Genomic DNA, 24,197 nt, shown 5'->3' on the forward strand with positions numbered 1-24,197 from the left:
TCTGCGGGCAGCGGCGATCAGCCCGGGAGCTCGTCCCGGGCCCGGTCCTCCGGGAAGCGGCCGCCCGCGCTACGCGGCGGGAGGCGGCAGAACAGTCATCGGCATGATCGTCAGCCTAGGCCGAACGGGTTCCCCCGGACAACTCCCGCCCGGCGTCCACCTCCGCGCCCGCCCCGGCGGCCACACCCGCATCCCTGCACGCGGCCACGCCCACATCCGCCCCAGCTCCCGCGCCTCCCCCGGCCACGGGCGTCGCCGACGCCTCCTTGGGCGTGGAGCGCTGCGCGATGAAGGCCCCTGTCAGCACGATCGCGCCACCCAGGATCTGGGGGACGGAGAGGTGCTCCCCCAGCAGCACCCAGGCCAGCACGCAGGCGATGACCGCCTCCAGGCAGGCGACGACGCCGGCGACCTGCGGCGAGAGCCGGCGTACGGACAGCACTCCGGTGAGGTAGGCCGCCACCGTCGCGACCAGGACGAGCCAGCCGACCAGCAGCGCGGCCGGTACCCGCATGTCGTTCATGTCGGTGCTCCCGGCGAGCACTGCCCAGTCCATTTTCCAGGGCATGGCCACGGCGGTGAGCAGGACGGCGCCGACGAGCAGCCCGTAGGCGATCACTCCGATCGGGTCGACGGGGTTCTCGCCGTCACCGCCGTGGTCGGACAGGATGAAGTAACCGACCTGGCAGAACGCCGCGCACAGCGCCAGCAGCAGGCCCACGGCGTCGAAGGTCAGCCCCGACCAGACCTGCACGACGCAGGCGAGCCCGCCCACGGCGAGGACCACGCCCACGGCCGCGGCCCGGCTCACCGGCCGCCGCTGGACGAACCGCACCCAGCCCAGCACGAGCGCCGGCGCGAGGTACTCGACCAGCATGGCGACGCCGACCGGGATCCGGGATATCGCCGCGAAGTAGCAGGCCTGGACGCCCGCCACGGCGAGCAGCCCGAAGCCGGCGAGGAGCGCGGGGCGCCGCGTCACCAGAGCGCGGTGGCGCCAGGCGACGGGCAGCAGGACCAGGGCCGCGCCGGTCGCCCGCAACCACACCACATGGAGGGGGTCCAGGCCCGCTTCGATCAGCGGCTTGGCCGCGACACCCGATCCACCGAACGCGAGCGCGGACACCAGGGCGAGGCCCAGACCGGCGCTTTTTCTTGGAGACGCTTGCATCGCTGCATCATGGCAGCAACGGACAGGACCGTCACCCTTTTTGGTCCTGGCAGATTCGCCCCGCCCGACGAACCATCACGACCCATCACGACCCACCACGTACCACCCCGGACCAGACACGGGCCCGCCACAACCCGCCCGCGCAGGCGACGGCTCAGCCGCACTCGGAGTGATTGCCCGCGTCCATCAGCGCGCCATCCACACACGCACCATCCACACATGCGGCGAGCAGGCCCGCGTCGACGCCGGCCCGCTGCAGGACGTCGACGGCCCGGCAGCGGGGGTCGCGTACCAGCGCCGCGAGCAGGTCCGTGCCGTGCACGCGCCCCGCGCCGCGCGCGTGGGCCCGGGCGTACGCCTCCCGCATGGCGCCGGCGGCGGCGGGCGACCAGCCGGGCATCGCGCCGCCGGACAGGGCGGGCAGGCGACCGGAGTCCTCCACCGTGCCGCTCCAGCGCAGTCCGTAGCCGATGGTGCGCTGGACGAGATAGCCGAGCAGCCGGGCGACCTGGGCCGGCCCGCCGGGGAAGGCACCCCGCGCGGCGGGGTCGGCCTCGAGCAGCGTGTGCAGCAGATGGGCGGTGTCGATCTGCCGGTCGCCGTCGCGTGCGGCGCGCCTGCGGGCACCCATGACCGCCGAGGCGAGTTCCGTGCTGAGCGGAGTCCCGCCCGCGGCCCCGGTCCGTCCGGTGTCAGGTGTACGGCTTTGCACCCCGCTACCCCATCAGTCCCATGTGATGAGAGCATCCCCGGAGAGTTGCATTCACACATCCGACGCCGGTCGGGTATGCGACGCGGGTTCCTCATCCTCAAGAAGGACGAGTGACGCATTTCGTCTCAGGGGCGCGCGTTTCCCGCCGGTTCGCCCGGGGTGACGTCCAGTGGGGCCGTGCGCTCCCCGGCCGTGAAGACGTACGCCCCCTGTTCGACGCGCGGCGTCCCCGCGCCGTCGAGGTCGCCCGGGGTCACCGCGAGCGCGCTCGGCGGGACGGTGAGCCGTACCGTGTCCGACTGCCCGGCCTTCAGATGGATCCTGGCGAACGCCACCAGCTTCCGTGGCGGGGCGAGGACGTCGCTGACGGGCCGGGAGACGTAGACCGGTACGACGAGGTCGCCGTCGCGCGCACCGGTGTTGCTCACCTTCACCGTCACCCCTACCTCGCGGCCCGCGGGTACGGAGGACGCCGCGAGGGCGATCGAGTCGAAGCGGTAGGTCGTATAGGAGAGCCCGTCGCCGAAGTCGTACGCCACGTCGTGCGCGGATTCCGCGCCCGCGTTGGTTCCGGGCAACTGCTGGTAGTACAGCGGTTCGTTGCCCGTCCGCCGGGGCCAGGACACGGGAAGCCGTCCGCCGGGGTTCACCTTGCCGAAGAGCACATCGGCGATCGCGTGGCCGCCCTCGGTGCCCGGCAGCCAGGACATCAGCAGCCCGTCCGTGCCGGCCGCCTCTCCCAGGGCCAGTGGTCGGCCGGCGATCACGGCGACCACGACCGGACGTCCGCTCGCCTTCAGTGCCGACACCAGCGCCTGCTGGTCCGCGGGAAGTTCGGGCCGAGGAGTGTCGGCCTCGCCCTCGGCCGCGGCCTTCTCCCCGACCACGACGACCGTCACATCGGCGGTACGGGCCTCCCGCGCCGCCTGTGCGGCGTTCTCGGCGTGGACGACGCGAGTGCCGTCGGGTGCGGCCGCCTTGATGCCCTCGAGCACGGTGGCGCCCTCGAGCTTCACCCCTGCGGGCACCCGGTGCCAGCCGACGGTCCAGCCGCCCGCCTGGTCCGCGATGTCGTCCGCGAGGGCGCCGGCGACCACGATCTTCCGTGCGGACGGCCCGATCGGCAGGACGTTCTTGCCATGGCGCTTCTCATTGCGCAGCAGGACCTGCGACGCGGCGGCGGCATGCCGGGCCAGTTCACGTCCCGTCCCCACGATTTCGGTGTTTGCGCGCTCGGCGTCGACAAATGGTCGTTCGAAGAGCCCGAGGTCGAACTTCAGCCGCAGCACGCGCCCGGCGGCCTCGTCGATCCGCTCCCGCGGCACCAGGCCGGCCCGTACCGCGCCGCGCAGGCCCTCGGTGAACTCGCGCGCCTCATAGGGTTCCATCGCCATGTCGACGCCCGCGTTGACCGCGAGGGCGATCGCGTGCGGATAGTCCGCCGCCACCTTGTACTTCGTCCACAGGGCGCGGACGTCCTGCCAGTCGGAGACCGTGACGCCGGTGAAGCCCCACTGCCGGCGCAGCACCGTCGTCAGCAGATGGCGGGAGGCGGTCGCCGGTACGCCGTTGAGGGCTCCGGAGTTGACCATCACGGTCTTCGCGCCGGCGTGGATCGCGGTGCGGTAGGGCACGAGGAGGGTGTCCTGGAGGTAGCGCGGGGAGACGTCGGCGGGTACCCGGTCGTGGCCGTTGGCGGGTTCGGAGTAGCCGCCGAGGTGCTTGACCGTGGAGGCGACCTTTTTGGCGCCGGCGGCACTCTCGGTGCCCCGCACCGCGGCGGCGGCCAGCGCGCCCGCGAGCAGGGGGTCCTCGCCGAAGGTCTCGTAGTAGCGCCCCCAGCGCCGGTCGCGGGCGAGGTCTGCGACGGGGGTGAAGTTCCAGTCCATGCCGGTGGCGGCGACCGCGCGGGCGGTGGTGTCGGCGACGGCGCGCACGAGCGCGGGGTCCCAGGCGGCGGCGAGGCCGATCTGGTGGGGGAAGACGGTGGCGCCGAGGACGTTGTTGTGGCCGTGGACGGCGTCGACGCCGTAGAGCACGGGAACGCGCAGCCGGCTGTGGTCCAGGGCGTACTTCTGCACCCCGTTGACCATGCGGGCCCAGTCGCCCGGTGTGTTGCGCGGCGGTCCCATGCCTCCGCCGGAGAGCACGGAGCCGACGGCGTGGTCGTCGAGCACGCTCTTCAGGCATGCCCGGCTCAGCTCGCCGCCGCTCTCGTGGCAGTCGCCCTGCAGCCGGACCACGGCGATCTGGGCCATCTGCCCGATCTTCTCGTCGAGCGTCATGCGGCGCAGCAGGTCACGCGTCCGCTCGTCCGGATCGGCGCGGGCGTCGCGGTAGAGCGGCTGTGCGTCGCCGGCGCCGGCGGGGACGCCGAGGGGAGCGGCCGCGCAGACGGCGAAGGCGGTGACCGCGACCGCGGCATGCCGCCGGTGCGTACGCAGGGCCATGGGGGCTCCGTTCCGATCAGATCCGGAACCGGAGTCTGCTCACGCCCCGCGACCCGGTCAAGGAACGCGGCGGGGCCCACGGAATACCGATTCCGTGGGCCCCGCCATTGTGGTGCGTCGGTCCTCGTCGCCTCAGTCCTCGTCGGCGAGGATCAGGTACATCTTCTTCCGCGCGTCGTTGACGACGGCGAGGGCCTTCTCCCGCTGCTCGGGGCTGCCGGTCCGCCAGACCTGGACCAGGGCCTCCATGAGGCCGGAACCGGCCTGCCGGATCTCCATCGCGCCCTCCCAGTCGGCGCCGCGCCCGACGTCCTCCCAGGGGGTCTGCGGGCCCGCGTCGGCCTCGGCGCGGCCGTCGGCGGTGAGCGTGAACAGCTTCTTGCCGCCCTCGCTCTCGCTGACGATCAGGCCTTCGTCCTCCAGCATCTGCAGCGTCGGATAGACGGAGCCGGGGCTCGGCTTCCAGCTGCCGCCGCTGCGTTCGGCGATCTCCTGGATCATTTCGTAGCCGTGCATCGGGCGGTCCTTGAGCAGCGCCAGGATCGAGGCCCGTACGTCGCCGCGCCGCGCCCTGCCGCCCCTTCCGCCGCGCCCGCGGCCGCCCATGGGCGGGCCGCCGAACGGCGGGCCGAAGGGGCCGAAGGCGCGCCGGCCTCCGAAGCCCTGCGGGCCGGCGCCGGAGCGGGGTCCGCGGTGTTCATGACCGTGTCCATGGAAACGCATTGCGTCCCTCCAATCATTGATCGGTCGCGATACCTCAACGATATATCGGAACCGATCGGATGACAAGAGAAGTCGACCGGGTCAGCAAGATCACGCAGGCACCGCGGCAGGGGCCGTCCCGGGCCCGCACCCGGGCCACCTCTCGCCAATTGGCTCTGGCCTGCGGCTTTTACGGGCGCCTACGGTCACCGCCATGCGGATTCGAATCGTCGACGCCTTCACCGACCGTCCCTTCGCCGGCAACCCCGCGGGAGTCCTGCTCCTGGAAGCCGACGCCTTCCCCGACGACGTCTGGCTGCAGCACGTCGCCAGGGAGGTCAACCACGCCGAGACGGCCTTCGCCCACCGGCTGCCGCCCGGCTCCGACGCCGACTGGGCGCTGCGCTGGTTCACGCCCGCCACCGAGGTCGACATGTGCGGCCACGCCACGCTCGCCACGGCCCATGTCCTGCGCACCACGGGGGCCGCCACCGGAACCGTGCGCTTCGCCGCACGCTGCGGCATCCTCACCGCGACGGCGCACGAGGACGGCACGATCACCCTGGACTTCCCGACCGCGCCGCTCACCGCGGTGGCCGCGCCCGACGGGGTGGCCGAGGCCCTCGGCGCCACGCCGCTGAGCACGCACGACACCGGCTCGCACATCGGCGACCTCGTCATCGAGCTCGCCGACGAGAAGACCGTACGGGCCCTGTCCCCCGACATCCCCGCGCTCGCCCGGCACTCCCGCCGGGGCATCATCGCCACCGCCCCGGCCGAGGACCCCGGCCGCGGCTACGACTACATCTCGCGCTGCTTCTTCCCGAACGTCGGGATCGACGAGGACCCCGTCACCGGCAGCGCGCACACGGCGCTGGCGCCCTTCTGGTCCGCCCGCCTGGGCCGCGAGGAGCTCACGGGTCTTCAGGCGTCCGCCCGCAGCGGCCTCGTCCGCACCACGCTGCGCGGCGACCGGACGCTGCTGACCGGCTCCGCCGTCACCGTCATCGACGGCGAGCTGCTGGCGTAAAGAGCCACCGGGGGACGGGTCAGGCCGTGGGCAGCCAGCCCACCTTGCCGGCGAGCAGCGCGTAACCGACGAAGGCCACGATGTCGATCAGCGCGTGCGCGGCGACCAGCGGCCCGACCCGCCCCCAGCGCCGGTAGAGCAGGACGAAGAGCACGCCCATCGCCATGTTGCCGACGAAGCCGCCGATCCCCTGGTAGAGGTGGTACGAGCCGCGCAGCACCGCGCTCGCCGCCAGCGCCGCCGCCGGCGTCCAGCCCAGCTGTCCCAGCCGGCGCAGCAGATAGCCGACGACCACGACCTCCTCCAGCACCGCGTTCTGCAGGGCCGAGGCGATGAGCACGGGAATCTTCCACCACACGTCGGGCAGGTTCTCCGGCACCACGGTCAGGTTGAATCCGGCCGCCCGCGCGGCGAGGTAGAACGCCAGCCCCGTGCCGCCGATGGCCGCGGCCAGGCCCGCTCCCCGGCTGAGGTCGAAGGCGGGCCGCTCCCGGTCGAAGCCGATGACGCGCAGCGTCCGGCCCTCGCGCATCAGCAGGTACGCCACCAGGAAGACGGGCACGAGCGCGGTGGCGATGCCGAAGAGCTGCCAGGCGAGGTCGAGCCAGGGCCTGCCGGGCGCGTGCGAGGCGTTGAGGGTGGCGGCCTGGTCCTTGAGCCCGCCCGGCCTGGTGGCCGCCCCGACAAAGCTGATCAGCGACGACACGCCGCTGGCCCCGAGCGAGAGCGCCAGGACGATCAGCAGCTCCGCGCGCAGCGTCCGCCGCGGCAGTGTGCCGTCGCCGCCCGGCAGCCCGGCCGGGGCCTCCGGCCGGGTGCCCGCGCCACCGTCTGGAGCGTTCCGCCGCACTGTCGTCTCCCGTCTGGCCGCCGTCACCACCGTCGTACGACGGTCGTCACAGCTTGCCCGACGGCCGCGCGCCGGTACCGACAGGGGTGCGCCCCGTGTCAGCCGGCGAGGCCGGCGGGCCAGGTGTGCACGGGTTCGCCGGTGCGCATCAGCTCGCAGTAGCGCCGCGTGGTGGCGGCGAGCGCCTGCTCGCGGTCCAGGCCCTTCTCCAGCGCCCGGTGGTAGGTGGCGGCCTGCCAGGAGGCGCCGTTCACCCGGCGGCGGCAGCGTCCTTCGATGACGCCGAGGTAGTGGTCGCGGTCGGCGGGTTCGACGCCCCAGGCGTCGAGGCCGGCGGCGGCCAGCGGCAGCAGCTCCTCCAGGACCAGCCGCACGGCGGGCACCCGCGCGGGGGCGCCGCCCCGGCCCGCCCGTGGCCAGCGCAGGAAGGCCTCGATGCCGTGGCGGCAGGCGACGTCGAAGTTGTCGGCGGCGACGGCGAACGGCATCCGGGTCCACACCGGGCGGGGCTCCTCGGCCAGCGCCCTGATCAGCCCGTAGTAGAAGGCGGTGTTGGCGATGACGTCGGTGACGGTGGGGCCTGCGGGCAGCACCCGGTTCTCCACGCGCAGGTGGGGGACGCCGTCGGCGATGCCGTAGACGGGGCGGTTCCAGCGGTAGACGGTGCCGTTGTGCAGGGTGAGTTCATGCAGCATCGGCACCCCGCCCGCGTCCAGGACGCTCAGGGGGTCCTCGTCGCTCGAGATGGGCAGCAGGGGCGGGAAGAAGCGCAGGTTCTCCTCGAACAGCTCGTACGCGGAGGTGATCCAGCGCTCCCCGAACCAGGTGCGCGGCCGCACACCCTGGACCTGCAGCTCGGGCGGACGGGTGTCGGTGGACTGGACGAACAGCGGCGGTCGGGACTCTCGCCACAGCTCCCGGCCGAAGAGAAAGGGCGAGTTGGCGCCGACGGCTATCTGGGCAGCCGCGACGGCCTGCGCGGCGTTCCACACCGCGGCGAACCGTCCGGGGGTCACCTGCAGGTGCAGCTGCACGGACGTACAGGCGGCCTCGGGGGCGATGGACCTGGCGGTGCAGGTGAGGTGCTCGACGCCGGAGATGTCGATGGTGAACTCCTCGCCCCGGGCGGCCACCACCTGGTCGTTGAGCAGGTAGTACCGGTCCGCGACGGACAGGCTCGTGGGCACGAGATCGCCGCTGGTGAGGGTCGGAAGAATTCCGATCATGACGATTCCGGAATCGACTTCCATGGCCTTGCGGTCGGCGTACGACAGACCCGTGCGCAACTCCTCGGCAAGCTGGTCCAGAACCCTTCCCGAGAGCCGGTGAGGGACGATGTTCACTTCCAGGTTGAACTGTCCCAGCTCGGTCTGGAAATCATGGCTCGCGATGCGTTCCAGCACCTCGGCATTCACCATGCTCGGCATGCCGTCGGGGCCCGCGAGATTCAGCTCGATCTCCAGCCCCATAAGATTCCGGGGGCGGTCGAACCGCTTCTCCGCCAGCAGCCTCGCCAGCCCTTCCAGACACTGCCGGAGCTTGTCCCGGTGGTGCTGTCGGTCGGCGAGGTCGAACCCCATGGCCACGACCTTCTCACCCATTCAAGCGTCCCTTCTCAAGCGGGTCGCCCCCGGCGCCGACCTCCGTGTCACGGTCGATGATGCCCAGGCGACGCGATCGATAACGCCTCACGGCGGCCGCATACCCGGTAGGCTCTCGCCGAGCGCACTCCGGCACATTCCGTCGGCATAAAGTGGCCACCGGGGCGCGACGTAATGCGCTGGTGATAAACACCGATCGGATCCGGCCTACCGTATACGGAGAAAAGGCCGAGGTCATCGGCGCGGGCCCGTCACAAAAACACCGAAATCCCCCCTCGAACGGGTCCCGATTTGCCCTTGCCGGAAATACTGGCGACCGCTAGGCGAAACATCATGTGAACATGTGTCGTATAAACTCCGGAATGAGGCAGAGAGTAGGCGCCCTGGAGTCGGTCCCGGCCCCCCTCTGGCCCCGCACGCCGACAGCGTCGTCCGCACCTGCCCAGCTCCACCGTGTCTCCGAAGCGAGAGGCGACCCACACCATGCCGCTGCATGTCCCCCCTGCCCCCGCGCCTGCCCTCCGCAGCGTCCGCACGGCCCTCGGTTCCCCCACCGCGGTCCGCGAGGCGCGCACTCCGTCGCTGACGTCCGCCCGGACGCCGCTCAGCCCCGAACTCCCGCTGCCCGTCCACGTCCTGGAGCGGGTCACCCCGCGCGGCACGGCACCCCGCACCCGGCTCACCGGCTGGCGCTTCCTCATCAAGGGGGGCGACCGCGCGGTGGCCGCGGGCGAGGCGATGCTCACCCCCGACGGCTGGGCCTTCTCGCACTTCTTCGAGGGCCCCTACCTCGCGTCCACCGAGCGTGCGCTGCGCCAGGCGGAGGCGCTGCCGACGCCGTACCAGCCGCGGCTGCTGTCGGTGCCGGAGCTGTACATGCTCACGCTCTGGCTGCATGCCGACATCGCGGCCGACGCCTCGTCAGAGCTCTTCGCCCCGGGCGACCTTCTGGTGCCGCTCGCCCCCGCGCCGCCCGGCATCGCCGCGCACCGCCCGCACCGGGTCTCCGATCTGCTGCCCATGCTCACCCTCCGGCTGACCCCCGGACCCGCGCTCAAGGCGACCGCCTGAGCGGGCCGTACGATCACGCGCCCCGCACCTCCTCAGACCGGGGAGCCGCGGGGCGCACCGCTGTCCCCACCCTCACCCTCACGGGCTAGCCCACCGGGGTCAGCCCTAACCACCCAAAGGGACTGCCGAGTTGGAGGCAACCGCCCGCATGGGTGACGCGTCATCACCCTGTGAGGAGCGTCACTGTGAAATCCCTGCGGAATCAGGCCCGTAGGGCAACACTGGGACCGACCGACGATTGATTACGGGGGGCGGCATGACCACCGCATCGAGCCGCAGGACAGCCACCACATCAGAGCGAAAGATCCCTTCCATGTGCCAGCACCAGCCCACGTGCCCGTCAGCCGACTCCGCCGACCGGGAGGCCGCCCATCTCGTGGCCGCCTACCCGGAGCAGGGATGGAGCCTGTTGTGCAATGGCGTCCTCTGCTTCGAGGACACCGGTGAGCTGCTGCCGGACGGCCAGATCATCGCGCCGCACCGGTCGCTCGGCACCGATCATGTGGTGACGGCCGCCTAGCGCGGCATCTACCCTGCACCACTTCATATGACACACAGAAAAAGATGAAGGGGCCGGCCCGGCGAGAACGCCGAACCGGCCCCGACCCGTGTACGGGCCTCCTGCGTCAGCCGTCGTACTCCTCCAGCGGCGGGCAGGAGCAGACGAGGTTGCGGTCGCCGTAGGCGCCGTCGACGCGGCGCACCGGCGGCCAGTACTTGTCGGCGGGCGTCACCCCGGCCGGGAAGACGGCGTCCTCGCGGCTGTACGGGTGCTCCCAGGCCCCGGCCACCGAGGCGGCGGTGTGCGGGGCGTTCCGCAGCGGGTTGTCGTCCTTGTCCCACTCCCCCGAGCCGACCTTCTCGATCTCGGCGCGGATGGCGATCATCGCCTCACAGAAACGATCCAGCTCGGCGAGGTCCTCGCTCTCCGTCGGCTCGATCATCAGCGTTCCGGCCACCGGGAAGGACATGGTCGGCGCGTGGAAGCCGTAGTCGATGAGCCGCTTGGCGACGTCGTCGACGCTCACCCCGGTCGCCTTGGTCAGCGGCCGGATGTCCACGATGCACTCGTGCGCGACCAGCCCGTTGGGGCCGGTGTAGAGCACGGGGTAGTGCGGCTCGAGGCGCTTGGCGATGTAGTTGGCGCCGAGGACGGCGACCTGGGTGGCGCGCTTGAGGCCCTCGCCGCCCATGAGCCGGACGTACGCCCAGGAGATCGGCAGGATGCCGGCGGAGCCCCAGGGGGCGGCCGAGATCGGACCCACGCCCGTCTCCGGGCCCGCGGTGGGCTGCAGCGGGTGGTTGGGCAGGTACGGGGCGAGGTGGGCGCGGACGGCCACCGGGCCGACGCCGGGGCCGCCGCCGCCGTGCGGGATGCAGAAGGTCTTGTGCAGGTTCAGGTGCGAGACGTCGCCGCCGAACTCGCCCGGCTTGGCCACGCCCACCAGGGCGTTGAGGTTGGCGCCGTCGACGTAGACCTGACCGCCGGCCTCGTGCACGGCCGCGCAGATGTCGGCGACGTGCTCCTCGAAGACGCCGTGCGTGGACGGGTAGGTGATCATCAGCACGGAGAGCTCGTCGCGGTGCTTCTCGATCTTGGCGCGCAGGTCCTCGGCGTCGACCTCGCCGTCGTCGGCGGTCTTGACGACGACGACCTTCATGCCGGCCATCACGGCGCTCGCGGCGTTGGTGCCGTGGGCGGAGGACGGGATGAGGCAGACGGTGCGCTGCTCGTCACCGTTGGCGCGGTGGTAGGCGCGGACGGCCAGCAGGCCCGCGAGCTCGCCCTGCGAGCCGGCGTTGGGCTGGATGGAGACCTTGTCGTAACCGGTGACCTCGGCGAGCCTCTCCTCCAGCTCGGTGATGAGCGTGAGGTAGCCCCCGGCCTGCTCGACCGGCGCGAAGGGGTGCAGCGCACCGAACTCGGGCCAGGTCACCGGCTCCATCTCGGTGGTCGCGTTGAGCTTCATGGTGCAGGAGCCGAGCGGGATCATGCCGCGGTCCAGGGCGTAGTCCCGGTCGGCGAGGCGACGCAGGTAGCGCAGCATCGCGGTCTCGGAGCGGTGCTGGTGGAAGACCGGGTGCGCGAGGTACTCGTCGGTGCGCAGCAGGCCCTCGGGGAGCGTGTCCGCCACCGCGGCGTCGATCGCCTCGACATCGCCCTCCACGCCGAAGGCGGCCCACACGGACGCCAGCTGGGCGCGGGTGGTGGTCTCGTCGCAGGCGATGCCGACGTGGTCGGCGTCGGTCAGCCGCAGGTTGACGCCGAGCTCGCGGGCCGCGGCGACGACCTCGGCGGCCCGGCCGGGGACGCGTGCGGTGAGGGTGTCGAAGTAGGAGCCGTGCACGACCTCGACCCCGCCGGCGCGCAGGCCCTCGGCGAGGACGGTGGCGTAGCGGTGGGTGCGGCGGGCGATGGCGGCGAGGCCCTCGGGGCCGTGGTAGACCGCGTACATGCCGGCCATGACGGCGAGCAGCACCTGGGCGGTGCAGATGTTGCTCGTGGCCTTCTCGCGGCGGATGTGCTGCTCGCGGGTCTGCAGGGCCAGGCGGTAGGCCTTGTTGCCGTCGGCGTCGACGGAGACGCCGACGAGGCGGCCGGGGAGGCTGCGGGCGAACTGCTCGCGCACGGCCATGTAGCCGGCGTGCGGACCGCCGAAGCCCATGGGGACGCCGAAGCGCTGGCTGGTGCCGATCGCGATGTCGGCGCCGAGCTCGCCGGGCGGGGTGAGCAGCGTCAGGGCCAGCAGGTCGGCGGCGACGGTGACGATCGCGCCGAGGCCGTGGGCCTGCTCGATGACGGGGCGCAGGTCGCGTACGGCACCGGAGGCACCGGGGTACTGCAGCAGGACGCCGAAGACGCCGCGCTCGGCGATCTCGTCGGGGATGCCGGCCGCGAGGTCGGCGACGACGACCTCGACGCCGGTGGGCTCGGCGCGCGTCTGTATGACGGCGATGGTCTGCGGCAGGGTGTCGGCGTCGACCAGGAAGACGCCGTTCTTGACCTTGCCGACGCGGCGGGCCAGCGACATCGCCTCGGCGGCGGCGGTGCCCTCGTCGAGGAGGGAGGCGCCGGAGGTGGGCAGGCCGGTCAGGTCGGCGACGACGGTCTGGAAGTTCAGGAGCGCCTCGAGGCGGCCCTGGGAGATCTCGGGCTGGTAGGGCGTGTACGCCGTGTACCAGGCGGGGTTCTCCATGACGTTGCGCAGGATCACCGGCGGCGTGAACGTGCCGTGGTAGCCGAGGCCGATCATGGGGGCGAGCACCTGGTTGCGGTCCGCGAGGGTGCGCAGTTCGGCGAGGACCTCGGCCTCGGTGCGGGCGTCGGGCAGCCGGAGCGCCTCGGTGCTCTTGATCACCTCGGGCACGGCGGCCGCGGTGAGTTCGTCGAGCGAGCCGAAGCCGACCTGGGCGAGCATCTTGGCCTGGGCGCCCGCGTCGGGGCCGATGTGGCGGGCCTCGAAGGGAGTGCCGCGTTCCAGGTCGGAAAGGGAGCTGCGGTGGGCTGTCATCTGCGGAGGCCTCCTGGTCATACACGACCTGCGAGGGGTACCACGGCGCGGGTACCCGGACGGCCTCCCCCTCTGTCATGTCAACCTGAGAGCTTCACCGGGCCATGCTGCGGCCCGGCTTTCACCGTCGGTGAGGAAGGGCTCGGCGTCGTGCCTGACCGGGGCCCGCCCTGCTTTCCAGAGTGACCTCGCCTGTGCGGTACGTGTGCCTGAGAGATTCCGGGGAGGATTTGCTCCTTCGGCGCCCCCTCTCGTCCCCCAGCGCATCGGCTGGGTTTCGACGGAGGACTCTCCCGCACGGGTTCTGCGGCCAATCGCCAGCCTACCAGCGCGGCTTTCCGGGCGGATCTCCCGAGTGGCCGGTTCCCGCTTTGTGGCTTTTCGTGGTTACCGAAGGGCTCCGAAGTGCTCTGCGGGGCGTCCCGGGGGGCTCGCGGGCGGGTTGTCCGGGGGCCCGGCGCAGGCAGGCGCGATCAAGGGAGGAACCGTGCAGACCGACATCGACCCCCGCAGTCTGATCGGCCGGAAGGCCTTCGACCGCGACGGCGTGAAGATCGGCACGGTGGACGAGGTCTACCTCGACGACGCGACCGGGCAACCGGAGTGGGCGGCGGTGCGCACCGGACTGTTCGGCCGGGACGCGTTCGTACCGCTGGAGCCGAGCCGTGTCGAGGGCGACGTCCTGCGCATCCCCTACGACCGGGCCCTGATCAGGGAGGCACCGGGCTTCGGGGTGGGCCGGCACCTCTCGCCCGAGCAGGAGCTGCAGCTGTACCACCACTACGGGCTCGAACTGCCCGGCACCTCCGGCACCCCGGGCACCTCCGAGACCTCCGGCACCTGATCCTCCGGGGCGCGGACGAGCGGCAGCGGCTCGGACGGTTCGAGCGCGGGGTCGTCGACGCGGAAGGTGCGTACCCGCCCGGGCCCGGACCAGGGCTCCTCGAAGCGGACGGTGACCCGCCCCACGCCGCTGCCCTGCACCCAGCCGTTCCCGTACTGCGCGTGCCGCACGTCCAGCCCCGGGAGCCACTGGTGGGGCCTCTCCGGGGCCTCCGGGGCCTGCTGGGGCTCGGGGCCGTCCTGCGGGGTGGCCCCGGCGGCCTCCTCCGCCCGGCTCGCGGCCTGCGCGAAGAGGTCCTCCTGGGTGTAGTCGGCCAGCCCGGAGACCCCGACGCCCAGCAGCCGCACGCCCGCGGTGGTGTCCACGCCGTCGAGGAGCCGGGCCGCCGCCTCCCGCACCACCGCGGGGTCGTCGGTGGGGCCGCGCAGCGTCTCCGAGCGGGTCAGCGTCGAGAAGTCGTAGCTACGGACCTTGATGACCACCGTGCGCCCGGAGCGGCCCGCCTCCCGCAGCCGCCGCACGCACCGGTCGGCGAGGCGGGCGAGCTCCAGCTGGACCCGGGTGCGGTCGGTGAGGTCCTCGGCGAAGGTGTCCTCCGCCGAGACGGACTTGGCGTCCCGCTCGGCGACGACGGGCCGGTCGTCGTGGCCTGTGGCCAGCGCGTGGAGGCCGGCGCCGTGGGACTTGCCGAGCAGCCGCACCAGCTCGGCCTCGCCCGCCTCGGCAGTCTCGGCCACGGTGGTGATCCCGGCCCGGCGCAACGTTTCGGCAGTGGCGGGACCCACCCCGGGAATGGCGCGGACCGACATGGGCCCGAGTATCTCCAGCTCCGTGCCGGGCTCGATGACGACCAGGCCGTCGGGCTTGGCCTCCTCGGAGGCGATCTTGGCGAGCATCTTGGAGCCGGCGAGCCCGACCGAGCCGGTGAGCCCGGTGGCCGCCGCGATGTCCTGCCGCAGCCGCTCCCCCACGGCCCGGACCGCCGCCGAGGTGGGCTCCACGCCGCCCGCCTCGAGGTCGACGAACGCCTCGTCGAGGCTCAGCGGTTCCACCAGCGGTGACAGCTCACCGAGCAGCCGCATGACCACCTGGCTGACCTGCTGGTACAGCCGGAAGCGCGGGGTGAGGTAGGCGGCGTTCGGGCAGAGCCGGCGGGCCTGGGCCGTGGCCATGGCGGAGTGGACGCCGAAGACCCGCGCCTCGTACGACGCGGTGGCCACCACGCCGCGCGGCCCGATCCCGCCGACCACCACGGGCTTTCCGCGCAGGCTGGGCTTGGCCGCCTGCTCCACCGAAGCGTAGAAAGCGTCCATGTCCAGATGGAGAATCGTCGGCGCACCCCTCACGGGTCAGATGCTGCCGCATGCCACTGACAATGGCGCCCACCTGCGACGGAGCGCCCCTCGCGGCGCCGCGTCGCGGCGGCGCGAGGGGCGCCCGGTGCCTGCTGTCCGGCCGGCTCAGCCGGCGCGGTTGCGGCGCCGCGCCAGCTCGTCGGCCGGATTGTGGCCCACCAGCGTCTCCCCGGTGTCCACCCGCTCGCCGTGCAGCTGCGCCAGCGCGCTCTCCACGTCACGCCAGACGACGCCCACGGCGATCCCGAAGACCCCCTGACCGCCCTGGAGCAGATCGACGACCTCGTCGGGCGAGGTGCACTCGTACACCGTCGCCCCGTCGCTCATCAATGTCATCTGCGCCAGATCCGCCATGCCGCGCGTGCGCAGGTGCTGCACCGCGGTGCGGATGTTCTGCAGGGAGACCCCGGTGTCCAGCAGCCGCTTCACGATCTTCAGGACGACGACGTCCCGGAAGCTGTAGAGCCGCTGGCTGCCCGAGCCGTATGCGGGCCGCACGCTGGGCTCCACGAGCCCCGTGCGCGCCCAGTAGTCCAACTGCCGGTAGGTGATCCCCGCCGCCGCGCATGCCGTCGGCCCCCGGTATCCGATGTCGTCCGAGCTCCGGGAGCTGTCGGAGTCCTCGGAATCGCTCCCCCGCGGAGTGGTGACCGCCGCCGTAGCGGAATAGCGGGGCACTGGTTCGACCGTTCCCCCATGCAGCGGATACGGACCGCCAACCGCCGTACCGTCGCCCGTGCTTCTCACGCCGACCTCCGTCCTTGACCTGCCTTCTCGACGGTAGGCAGTCGCTCGGGGTGCGTCAACGATCGCCACACTCGGCACGCCGAGTGATAATCACCCTGAGAGTGGTTTTACGTGTCCAGGTAGCGGGAAAGGCTACTCGAATGCGCCGCGCGGCAGCCCCGACGCGGCCGTCGCACACCGCCCCGGCCGCCGCGACACGCCCGCCGCGGCACGCCTCACTGGCTGTTGGTGCCGAAGTCCTCCGGCGAGATCTGGTCGAGGAACTCGCGGAACTTCTCGACCTCGTCCTCCTGCTCGTCCGGGATGGCGATGCCCGCGTCGTCCAGCACCCCGTCACTGCCGTAGATCGGCGTGCCGGTGCGCAGCGCGAGCGCTATGGCGTCGGACGGCCTCGCACTGACCTCCACCCCGCTGGCGAAGACGAGCTCCGCGTAGAACACACCCTCGCGCAGGTCCGTGATGCGGACCTCCGCGAGCTGCTGTCCCACCGCCTCCAGCACGTCCTTGAAAAGGTCATGGGTCAGCGGGCGGGCCGGTGCCATCCCCTGCTGGGCGAAGGCGATGGCCGTCGCCTCCCCGGGTCCGATCCAGATCGGGAGGTAACGGTCGCCTCCCACTTCACGCAGGAGCACGATCGGCTGGTTGGAGGGCATTTCCACCCGGACACCCACGACATCGAGCTCGTTCACACAGCAACCCTAGGACGTGCCCGGCAGGTTTGGGTAGTCGGGCACTGACGGTCACTGTCCGCGCGGGTGCAGTGCTGTCCGCACCAGGGCGGCGTGCAGCCGTACGGACAGGGCGGCCAGCTCCTTGGCGGTGGCCTCGGCGTGTGCCCTGGTCTGGGGGTTGCGGTGCCTGCGAAGAGGTGCGATCACCTGTTCGATAAGTCCGGCCTCGCGGTCGGCGGCGGCCTTCACGGCCCGCAGATGACGCGGCTCCAGGCCGAAACCGCCCAGGTCCGCGACGAGCCTCGCGATCGTCACGGAATCGACATCGAATCCGCCGTCCGGGTGGGCACAGAGCAGCCCGTAGGACTCCCACTCCGCCAGCTCGTCCTCGGTCACGCCCGCGGTGGCCAGCAGCTCCGCTCTGCCGATACGGGCGGCTGTGCGGCCCTCCGGGGCCCCCGCGCCGCCGGCGGCGCCCTCCGGGCCCTCGGGGGCGTCCAGGAGGTCCAGCGCGTCACGTGGCTGCGCCGGAGCGGGCAGCTGGACCCGCTCGCCCCGGGCCAGGGCGTCCAGCTGCTCCCGGATGACCTTGAGCGGGAGGTAGTGGTCGCGCTGCATCCGCAGCACATGGCCGAGCCGCTCCACGTCGTCCGTGCTGAACTTGCGGTAGCCGGACGGTGTGCGCTTCGGCTCGACCAGGCCCTCCGCCTCCAGGAAACGGATCTTGGAGATGGTGACCTCGGGGAACTCCTCGCGCAGCAGGTTGAGCACCGTTCCGATGCTCACCAGCCGGCCTTCCGCACCGGCGGCACCGGAGGGTCCGGTACCGCCCGACGGTGTTCGAAGCATGGCCCTTCCCTCGCGGGTCAGATGCCCCGCTGGCTGCCGAAGAAGACCAGACGGTACTTGCCGATCTGCACCTCGTCGCCGTTGGACAGGGCGACCGAGTCGATGGGCTCCCGGTTGACGTACGTGCCGTTGAGGCTGCCGACGTCGGTGACGGTGAAGCCGCCGTCGCGCTCCCTGCGGAACTCCACGTGACGGCGCGAGACCGTGACGTCGTCGAGGAAGATGTCGCTCTGCGGGTGCCGGCCCGCGGTGGTGACGTCGGCGTCCAGCAGGAAGCGGCTGCCGGAGTTGGGACCGCGGCGGACCACCAGCAGGGCCGAGCCCAGCGGCAGGGCGTCGACCGCCGCCTGCGCCTCGGGCGACAGGGCGGGGATCTGCGTCTGGCCGGTCGTCTCCGAGTCGTACGCCTCGAGACCGGAGATGGAGATGGTCGAGGTCGTCTCGGACGCGCGCTCGGCCACGGCTCCCGGCCGCAGCGGCGCACCGCAGTTGGAACAGAACCGACTGGCCTCTGCGTTCCGGTGGCCACACCTCGTACAGACCGGCAAGGCAAACCCTCCACCCGCACTTGAGGTTGCTGGTGCCCCGAAACCTATGCGCCCCGCCTGGGCAGGGTCAACAGAGGACGCGCCCTGACTGCCCGGAATGTCGCCTCCCGGCGTCCCCGCGACGTCCATCTGGTCGCGGAACAGCGGACGGCCCTCCTGGCCCTCGCCGCCGTCCACCGGACGGGACGCCCGGTGCCGGGCGGTGCCGCCCTCCTGGCGTGCGCTCTTGCCGAACAACTTCGCAAACAACTTCACGGGCGATTCCCCTTGACCGAAACAGACCCGCCCGTGGGGCAGGACAAACCCTTGCTGCACACACCGTCCGACCTGGACATCCTTACAACGTCCGCAGTCAACAGACAGTTTCCATCACGCACCACCAACTTGGTGCGGCGACCCCCCGCAACCTCCCGCCCTCCCCACGGGCACCGACCGAGCGCCGGTCTCACTGCGATGACGACCGAGCGTAGTCAGGCCGCTTCGCCGGGCGCAAGGCATCCACGATGATCTTCTCAGACCGGGAGACGGAGACGGCGGCCTGCTCCTTCTCCAGAGTCTGCACCACGCCACCGGGGATGTTCAGTGCCGGCTCCAGGTCCTGGGGCTTGCCGATGACCTTGAACTTATAGGGCTGGGAGACCTTTTTGCCATCGATCTCCACCTTTCCGGCAGAGCCGGAAAAATAAGTGTCGGCAACGACCCGCACATCGTTGATCTGGATCGCCTCCGCACCCGCCGCCCGCAGCTCCTGGATGGTGTCGAGCAGCTTGTCCGCCTCGACCGCACCCTTGGTGTCGCTCACCGTGAGCTCGATGCCCGGCCCCTGTGCCGCCACCGTGCCCGCGAGCACCCCGAGCTGCTCTTCCTTCTGCTCCGTCTGCTTACGGGCCTCCGCGGCCTGGTTGGAGCTGCTCTCCAGCTCCGAGCGCTGGTTGTCCAGCCGCCGCTTCTCGTCCTCGAGCCGCTTGGTCCGGTTGTCCAGCTCGTCCAGGATCCGTACGAGGTCCTCCTGCCGGGCTCCGCGCAGTGCGCTGTTGTCGCTCGTCGAGCGCACCTGGATGGCCAGCCCGAGACCGAGCACGCACAGCAGCACCGCCACGGTGAGCTGCGCCCGCGTCAGCCTGGGGGGCCACAGTCCGTTCGCCAGCCGTTGACGTCCCGTCAACGGGACGGCCGCGGGAGCGTCTTCCGATCGGGGCACGGAACCGGCCTCCGGGCCCGGCCCGGCACCCTCCTCGACCTGCGGCCCCGGCTCCGGCTCCTCCCCCGACGGCTTCGGTTTCGGCTCCTGCGCGCCCTCCGAGGGCTTCGGCTCCTTCGGCCCCTCCGGGCCGTGCGGCTCTCCGGACTTCTCCGGGGTGTCGTCTGTGCTCATCGGTCTCACGCCCGGAAGATGTGCCGCCGGATGGCGGCCGCATTGGAGAAGATACGGATACCCAGGACGACCACCACGCCCGTGGACAACTGCGCCCCGACACCCAGCTTGTCGCCCAGGAAGACGATCAGCGCGGCGACGACCACGTTGGACAGGAACGACACGACGAAGACCTTGTCGTCGAAGATGCCGTCCAGCATGGCGCGCAGGCCGCCGAACACCGCGTCCAGCGCCGCCACGACGGCGATGGGGAGGTAGGGCTCGACCGCCGTCGGCACCACGGGGCGGACGACCAGTCCGACCACGACTCCCACGATGAGGCCCAATACGGCGATCACGATCTGCCCTTTCCTGGCTTTGCGGTACGTACGATCAGACTCGGGGCGGCCGGCAGCCGGACCTCGTCCTGGGCGGAAATGCTGGCGCGGACCCCGTAGTTCTGCTGCAGCACATGCAGATACTGGCCGTCGGCACTGTCCTGGAAAGCGGTGCTCAACCGCTGACCGTTCCCGATCGCCAGCACCGTGTACGGCGGCACCAGCGGCTTGTTGTCGACCAGTATGGCGTCACCCGCGGCCCTGATCGCCGACAGTGCGGTCAGCCGCTGTCCGTTGACCGAGATCGCCTCGGCACCGGACTGCCACAGGCCGTTGACGATGCGCTGCATGTCACGGTCGCGCACACGCCCCGTATCGGAGAAACCACTGCTCTCCCGGGGCCCACCGCCACCCGATTTGGCCTGTTTGGCATCGTCGACGACCACTTTGACCCCGGGCCCCTGCACCGGTGTCGCACCCGCGAGCAGGGACACCAACTCGGCCTTGTCCCCACCGTGTTTCTGCAGCACGTCACGCTGCTTCGTACCGACCGCGGCCCGCAGGGTGTCGACGTTCTTCTGCAACGTGTCGGCAGCCTCGGTCTCCGCACCGATCCGCTGGATGAGCTGCTCGCGCTCCTTGGCCAGCGTCGGTGCCGATATGCGCGCCTGCGCCGCTCCCAGGGTCACCACCACGGCCGACAGCATGAGCGCGGCGGCGAGCCCCAACTTGGCGCGCACTGTGCTCGGGAGGCCCTTGCCGCCCTCACCGCGACGGGCCGCCGCCTCCGCGTAGCCGTCGTCGAGGCTGTGATCCATCACATTGGTCAGCAGCGACATCGAGGCATCGGGGCGCGGCGGCGGCGATGAGGTGCTCCGAACGGGGGGCTGCTGCGACATGCCGCACATCGTCGCACGTCGGGGGCGCCGTCTCCCAATGGCCCCACCGGCGCGCCGGATCCGGGACAGATCCGGAACATTCCGGGAGCAGGGAGACGACGCCCCTCACGCGCCGGTCGCGTCCGGCCCCGCGGAAGTCAGCGTCCGGCGCCGTCCACGACCGAGGACCACTCGTCCAGCAGCGCCTGCGCGGAGGCGTCGTCAGGGCCCTCCGCCCACAGGTGCGTCACCGCTTCGGCGGGGTCGGGCAGCACCATCACCCAGCGCCCGTCGGCCTCGACCACCCGCACACCGTCGGTCGTGTCGACCGACCGGTCCCCCGCCGCCTCCACGACGTGCCGCATGACCAGGCCCTTGACGGCCCACGGCGTCGCCAGGTCGCGGCGCAGGACGTGCGCCCGGGGGATGCGTGCGTCTATCTGGCTCAGTGTGAGCTGCGTACGCGCCACCAGCCCGATGAGGCGCACGAACGCCGCCGTCCCGTCGAAGACGCTGCTGGACTCCGGAACGATGAAGCCGCCGCGCCCGTCCCCGCCGAAGATGGTCGACTCGGCCCGCCCGACCCTCGTGAGGTCGTCGGGCGACGTCGTCGTCCACTCCACCTGCGTGCCGTGGTACGCGGCCACCTGCTCGGCGATACGGGTCGTCGTCACCGGCAGCGCCACCCGACCGCTGCGCCGCTCGGCGGCGACCAGGTCGAGCAGTACCAGCAGCGCACGGTCGTCCTCCACGATCCGCCCGCGCTCGTCCACGAGGGAGATCCGCTCGCCCACCGGGTCGAACCGCACGCCGAAGGCCGCCCGCGCCGAGGCGACGATCTCGCCCAGCCGCACCAGTCCGGAGCGCCGGGTGTCGGGGGTCTCGGTCGGGCGCGCCTCGTCGAGGCCGGGGTTGATGGTGAGCGCGTCCACGCCGAGCCGGCCGAGGAGGCTGGGCAGAACGAGCCCCGCGCTGCCGTTGGAGGCGTCGACGACCACCTTGAGGCCGGCCTCCGCCACGCCGGTGGTGTCCACGGACCTCAGCAGCGAGCCGGTGTAGGAGTCGTAGACGCTGGAGGGGAAGGACAGATCGCCGATCTCCCCGGGGAAGGCCCGCCGGTACTCCTGGCGGGCGTAGACCCGGTCGAGCTTGCGCTGCCCGGCCTGGGAGAGGTCGGCCCCGCGCTCGTCGAGGAACATGATGTCCACCGAGTCCGGCACGCCCGGCGACGTACGGATCATGATGCCGCCGGCGCTGCCCCGCGCGGTCTGCTGACGCGCCACGGGCAGCGGCACGTTCTCCAGGTCCCGCACGTCGATGGCACTGGCCTGCAGCGCGGAGATCACCGCGCGCTTGAGCGCACGCGCGCCCCGGGAGTGGTCACGGGCCGTGGTGACGGTCGCGCCCTTCTTGAGCGTGGTGGCGTACGCGCCGGCGAGCCGCACCGCGAGCTCGGGGGTGATCTCCACGTTCAGGATGCCGGAGACGCCCCGGGCGCCGAAGAGATGGGCCTGACCCCGGGACTCCCAGATGACCGAGGTGTTGACGAACGCGCCCGCCTCGATGGTCTTGAAGGGGTAGACCCGGACGTTGCCCTGAATAATCGATTCCTCACCGACGAGGCACTCATCGCCGATGACGGCACCGTCCTCGATGCGGGCGGCGCGCATGATGTCGGTGTTCTTGCCGATGACACAGCCGCGCAGATTGCTCTGCTGGCCCACGTAGACGTTGTCGTGGACGACGGCCCTGTGCAGGAAGGCACCGCTCTTGACGACGACGTTCGAGCCGACGACCGTGTGCTCGCGGATCTCGGCGCCGGCTTCGACCTTCGCGTAGTCGCCGATGTAGAGCGGGCCGCGCAGGACCGCGTCGGAGTGCACCTCGGCGCCCTCGGCCACCCAGACGCCCGGCGAGATCTCGAAGCCGTCGAGATCGACGTCGACCTTGCCCTCGAGCACGTCGGCCTGGGCCTTGACGTAGCTCTCATGGGTGCCGACGTCCTCCCAGTAGCCTTCGGCGATATACCCGAAGACGGGCTTGCCCTCCTTCATCAGCTGCGGGAAGACATCGCCCGACCAGTCGACCGGCTCGTCGGCCTTGACGTAGTCGAAGACCTCGGGCTCCATGACGTAGATGCCCGTATTGACGGTGTCGGAGAAAACCTGGCCCCAGGTGGGCTTCTCGAGGAAGCGCTCGACCCTGCCCTGCTCGTCGACGATGGTGATGCCGAATTCCAACGGATTGGGGACCCGGGTCAGGCAGACGGTGACGAGGGCGCCCTTCTCCTTGTGGAAACGGATCAGGTCGGTCAGGTCGAAATCGGTGAGGGCATCGCCGGAGATGACCAGGAAGGCATCGTCCTTGAGCGCCTCTTCCGCGTTCTTGACGCTGCCCGCCGTACCGAGTGGCTTTTCCTCGTTGGCATAGGTGAGCTCCATGCCCAGTTCCTCGCCGTCACCGAAGTAGTTCTTCACGAGGGAGGCGAGGAACTGCACGGTCACCACGGTCTCGGTGAGCCCGTGCCGTTTGAGCAGGCGCAGCACATGCTCCATGATCGGCCGGTTGGCCACCGGCAGAAGCGGCTTGGGCATGCTCGAGGTCATGGGGCGAAGGCGAGTGCCTTCGCCGCCGGCCATCACGACGGCCTTCATGTCGGAAGCGTCCTCCTTGAGAGACGACGGTCATGCCGACTTCACGCCCGGTAAGGCTCGGGACAACGGCGAGATCAGTCGGCCGTGGCGTCCGCCCTGACCAGTCGGCGGACCTGGACCACGTAGAGGATCCCTGCCCACCAATAGAGGGTTGTACCCCATCCGGCGAACGCCCATCCGAAAATCGCGGCGAGCGAGGACAACCAGCCCTCGCCGTCACTGAGAAGCAGCAACGGGAACGCGTACATCAGGTTGAAGGTCGCTGCCTTGCCGAGGAAGTTCACCTGAGGCGGCGGATATCCGTGGCGCCTCAGAATCCACACCATGACCAGCAGCATCGCCTCTCGGGCGAGGAGGGCCAGGGTCAGCCACAGCGGCAGGATCTCACGCCAGGTCAGGCCGAAGAGCGTGGAGAGGATGTAGAGCCGGTCGGCGGCCGGGTCGAGCAGCCGGCCGAGGCTGCTGATCTGATTCCAGCGCCGGGCGAGCATTCCGTCGAGGTAGTCGCTGACGCCGCTGAGCGCCAGCACGACGAGCGCCCAGCCGTCGTGCTTCTGGAGAATCAGCCACAGGAAGAGGGGTACGCCGACCAGGCGCGCCATGCTGAGGATGTTCGGGATGGTGAGGACGCGGTCGGTCTGAACGCGCGTCTCCTGGACCTCCACCCGGGGGCCTCCTGTGGGGATATGTACCAACGATGTCCCATGACCTTACCCTCCGGGGACTTGGGACCGTGCGGAGGGGCAAGTGAGGGGCAAGGAACCGGCCGGAAATGCAAGAAAGCCCTGGCAGGGACCTTTCGGTCCCCACCAGGGCTTTCTGAATAATTGTTCGGCGGCGTCCTACTCTCCCACAGGGTC

21 protein-coding genes, 1 pseudogene and 1 riboswitch are annotated in these 24,197 nt (G+C 71.2%); of the genes and pseudogenes, 4 read left to right on the forward strand and 18 right to left on the reverse strand.

Translation table 11 applies throughout. From position 1 onward, the window contains the following. Nucleotides 1–115: 115 nt before the first annotated feature. From AB0G59_RS11655 to AB0G59_RS11670, 4 genes are all read right to left on the reverse strand, one after another. A complete protein-coding gene (locus tag AB0G59_RS11655) occupies nt 116–1,171 on the reverse strand; it encodes an EamA family transporter (protein WP_360910447.1) in 1,056 nt (351 codons plus the stop codon). Between the two features lie 154 nt (nt 1,172–1,325). Continuing rightward, a complete protein-coding gene (locus tag AB0G59_RS11660; RefSeq protein WP_360910449.1) occupies nt 1,326–1,802 on the reverse strand; it encodes a Clp protease N-terminal domain-containing protein in 477 nt (158 codons plus the stop codon). A gap of 206 nt (nt 1,803–2,008) precedes the next feature. Next, nucleotides 2,009–4,333, reverse strand: a complete 2,325-nt coding sequence (locus AB0G59_RS11665; RefSeq protein ID WP_360910451.1) for a glycoside hydrolase family 3 N-terminal domain-containing protein — start codon at nt 4,331–4,333, stop codon at nt 2,009–2,011. 132 nt (nt 4,334–4,465) lie between these two features. Further along, nucleotides 4,466–5,056, reverse strand: a complete 591-nt coding sequence (locus tag AB0G59_RS11670) for a PadR family transcriptional regulator (protein WP_360910453.1) — start codon at nt 5,054–5,056, stop codon at nt 4,466–4,468. A 193-nt stretch (nt 5,057–5,249) separates the two neighbouring features. On the opposite strand from AB0G59_RS11670, the gene AB0G59_RS11675 reads away from it, so the two are divergent. Then, nucleotides 5,250–6,065 carry a PhzF family phenazine biosynthesis isomerase gene (locus tag AB0G59_RS11675; protein WP_360910455.1) on the forward strand — a complete coding sequence of 272 codons (816 nt, stop codon included), beginning with the start codon at nt 5,250–5,252 and terminating at the stop codon, nt 6,063–6,065. Between the two features lie 19 nt (nt 6,066–6,084). On the opposite strand, the gene AB0G59_RS11680 is transcribed toward AB0G59_RS11675, so the two are convergent. After that, the gene (locus AB0G59_RS11680; RefSeq protein ID WP_360910500.1) at nt 6,085–6,858 is read right to left on the reverse strand and encodes a CPBP family intramembrane glutamic endopeptidase; all 774 of its coding nucleotides are present in this window, start codon (nt 6,856–6,858) and stop codon (nt 6,085–6,087) included. A gap of 155 nt (nt 6,859–7,013) precedes the next feature. Continuing rightward, nucleotides 7,014–8,516: a glutamate--cysteine ligase gene (locus AB0G59_RS11685; protein ID WP_360910457.1), complete on the reverse strand. Its 1,503-nt coding sequence runs from the start codon at nt 8,514–8,516 to the stop codon at nt 7,014–7,016. A gap of 483 nt (nt 8,517–8,999) precedes the next feature. Here AB0G59_RS11685 and AB0G59_RS11690 point away from each other — a divergent pair, with 483 nt between their 5' ends. Together AB0G59_RS11690 and AB0G59_RS11695 are read left to right on the forward strand one after the other, a co-directional pair. Continuing rightward, nucleotides 9,000–9,587, forward strand: a complete 588-nt coding sequence (locus AB0G59_RS11690; RefSeq protein WP_360910459.1) for a hypothetical protein — start codon at nt 9,000–9,002, stop codon at nt 9,585–9,587. 313 nt (nt 9,588–9,900) lie between these two features. After that, a complete protein-coding gene (locus AB0G59_RS11695) occupies nt 9,901–10,107 on the forward strand; it encodes a DUF5999 family protein (RefSeq protein WP_071964758.1) in 207 nt (68 codons plus the stop codon). A 106-nt stretch (nt 10,108–10,213) separates the two neighbouring features. Here the strand turns inward: AB0G59_RS11695 and gcvP are convergent, their stop codons facing one another. Then, on the reverse strand, nt 10,214–13,099 hold the full coding sequence (gene gcvP, locus AB0G59_RS11700) for an aminomethyl-transferring glycine dehydrogenase (protein WP_360910461.1): 2,886 nt from the start codon (nt 13,097–13,099) through the stop codon (nt 10,214–10,216). 187 nt (nt 13,100–13,286) lie between these two features. Further along, nucleotides 13,287–13,405, reverse strand: a riboswitch (glycine riboswitch). A gap of 181 nt (nt 13,406–13,586) precedes the next feature. On the opposite strand from gcvP, the gene AB0G59_RS11705 reads away from it, so the two are divergent. After that, nucleotides 13,587–13,943 (forward strand): PRC-barrel domain-containing protein, encoded by a 357-nt coding sequence (locus AB0G59_RS11705; protein ID WP_071964757.1) that lies wholly within the window; start codon nt 13,587–13,589, stop codon nt 13,941–13,943. Here the strand turns inward: AB0G59_RS11705 and AB0G59_RS11710 are convergent. The 11 genes and pseudogenes from AB0G59_RS11710 to AB0G59_RS11760 all read right to left on the reverse strand — a co-directional run bounded on the left by AB0G59_RS11710 (nt 13,880) and on the right by AB0G59_RS11760 (nt 24,002). Continuing rightward, nucleotides 13,880–15,289, reverse strand: coding sequence for a DNA polymerase IV (locus tag AB0G59_RS11710; RefSeq protein WP_360910464.1), 1,410 nt, complete (start codon nt 15,287–15,289; stop codon nt 13,880–13,882). The genes AB0G59_RS11705 and AB0G59_RS11710 overlap by 64 nt on opposite strands. A 114-nt stretch (nt 15,290–15,403) precedes the next feature. Continuing rightward, a complete protein-coding gene (locus tag AB0G59_RS11715; protein ID WP_360910466.1) occupies nt 15,404–16,045 on the reverse strand; it encodes a MerR family transcriptional regulator in 642 nt (213 codons plus the stop codon). Nucleotides 16,046–16,260: 215 nt separating this feature from the next. Further along, nucleotides 16,261–16,734, reverse strand: a complete 474-nt coding sequence (locus AB0G59_RS11720) for a bifunctional nuclease family protein (RefSeq protein WP_004947186.1) — start codon at nt 16,732–16,734, stop codon at nt 16,261–16,263. 51 nt (nt 16,735–16,785) lie between these two features. After that, entirely contained in the window at nt 16,786–17,565 is a 780-nt protein-coding gene (locus tag AB0G59_RS11725; protein WP_360910468.1) for a MerR family transcriptional regulator, read from the reverse strand. 17 nt (nt 17,566–17,582) lie between these two features. Continuing rightward, nucleotides 17,583–18,026 carry an FHA domain-containing protein gene (locus AB0G59_RS11730; RefSeq protein ID WP_360910502.1) on the reverse strand — a complete coding sequence of 148 codons (444 nt, stop codon included), beginning with the start codon at nt 18,024–18,026 and terminating at the stop codon, nt 17,583–17,585. 18 nt (nt 18,027–18,044) lie between these two features. Continuing rightward, a pseudogene (locus tag AB0G59_RS11735) lies at nt 18,045–18,242 on the reverse strand (zinc-ribbon domain-containing protein); the annotation flags it as partial. A gap of 316 nt (nt 18,243–18,558) precedes the next feature. After that, nucleotides 18,559–19,488 carry a DUF881 domain-containing protein gene (locus AB0G59_RS11740; protein ID WP_360910470.1) on the reverse strand — a complete coding sequence of 310 codons (930 nt, stop codon included), beginning with the start codon at nt 19,486–19,488 and terminating at the stop codon, nt 18,559–18,561. A 5-nt stretch (nt 19,489–19,493) separates the two neighbouring features. After that, nucleotides 19,494–19,826 carry a small basic family protein gene (locus tag AB0G59_RS11745; protein ID WP_071964751.1) on the reverse strand — a complete coding sequence of 111 codons (333 nt, stop codon included), beginning with the start codon at nt 19,824–19,826 and terminating at the stop codon, nt 19,494–19,496. Then, a complete protein-coding gene (locus AB0G59_RS11750; protein ID WP_071964750.1) occupies nt 19,823–20,704 on the reverse strand; it encodes a DUF881 domain-containing protein in 882 nt (293 codons plus the stop codon). The genes AB0G59_RS11745 and AB0G59_RS11750 overlap by 4 nt, the downstream gene beginning before the upstream one ends. A gap of 137 nt (nt 20,705–20,841) precedes the next feature. Beyond that, nucleotides 20,842–23,337, reverse strand: coding sequence for a mannose-1-phosphate guanyltransferase (locus AB0G59_RS11755; RefSeq protein ID WP_360910473.1), 2,496 nt, complete (start codon nt 23,335–23,337; stop codon nt 20,842–20,844). Between the two features lie 74 nt (nt 23,338–23,411). Then, nucleotides 23,412–24,002: a CDP-alcohol phosphatidyltransferase family protein gene (locus AB0G59_RS11760; protein ID WP_360910475.1), complete on the reverse strand. Its 591-nt coding sequence runs from the start codon at nt 24,000–24,002 to the stop codon at nt 23,412–23,414. Nucleotides 24,003–24,197: the final 195 nt, after the last annotated feature.

Origin of the sequence: Streptomyces sp. NPDC021096, from assembly GCF_040641275.1 — a bacterium.
GTDB lineage: Bacteria > Actinomycetota > Actinomycetes > Streptomycetales > Streptomycetaceae > Streptomyces.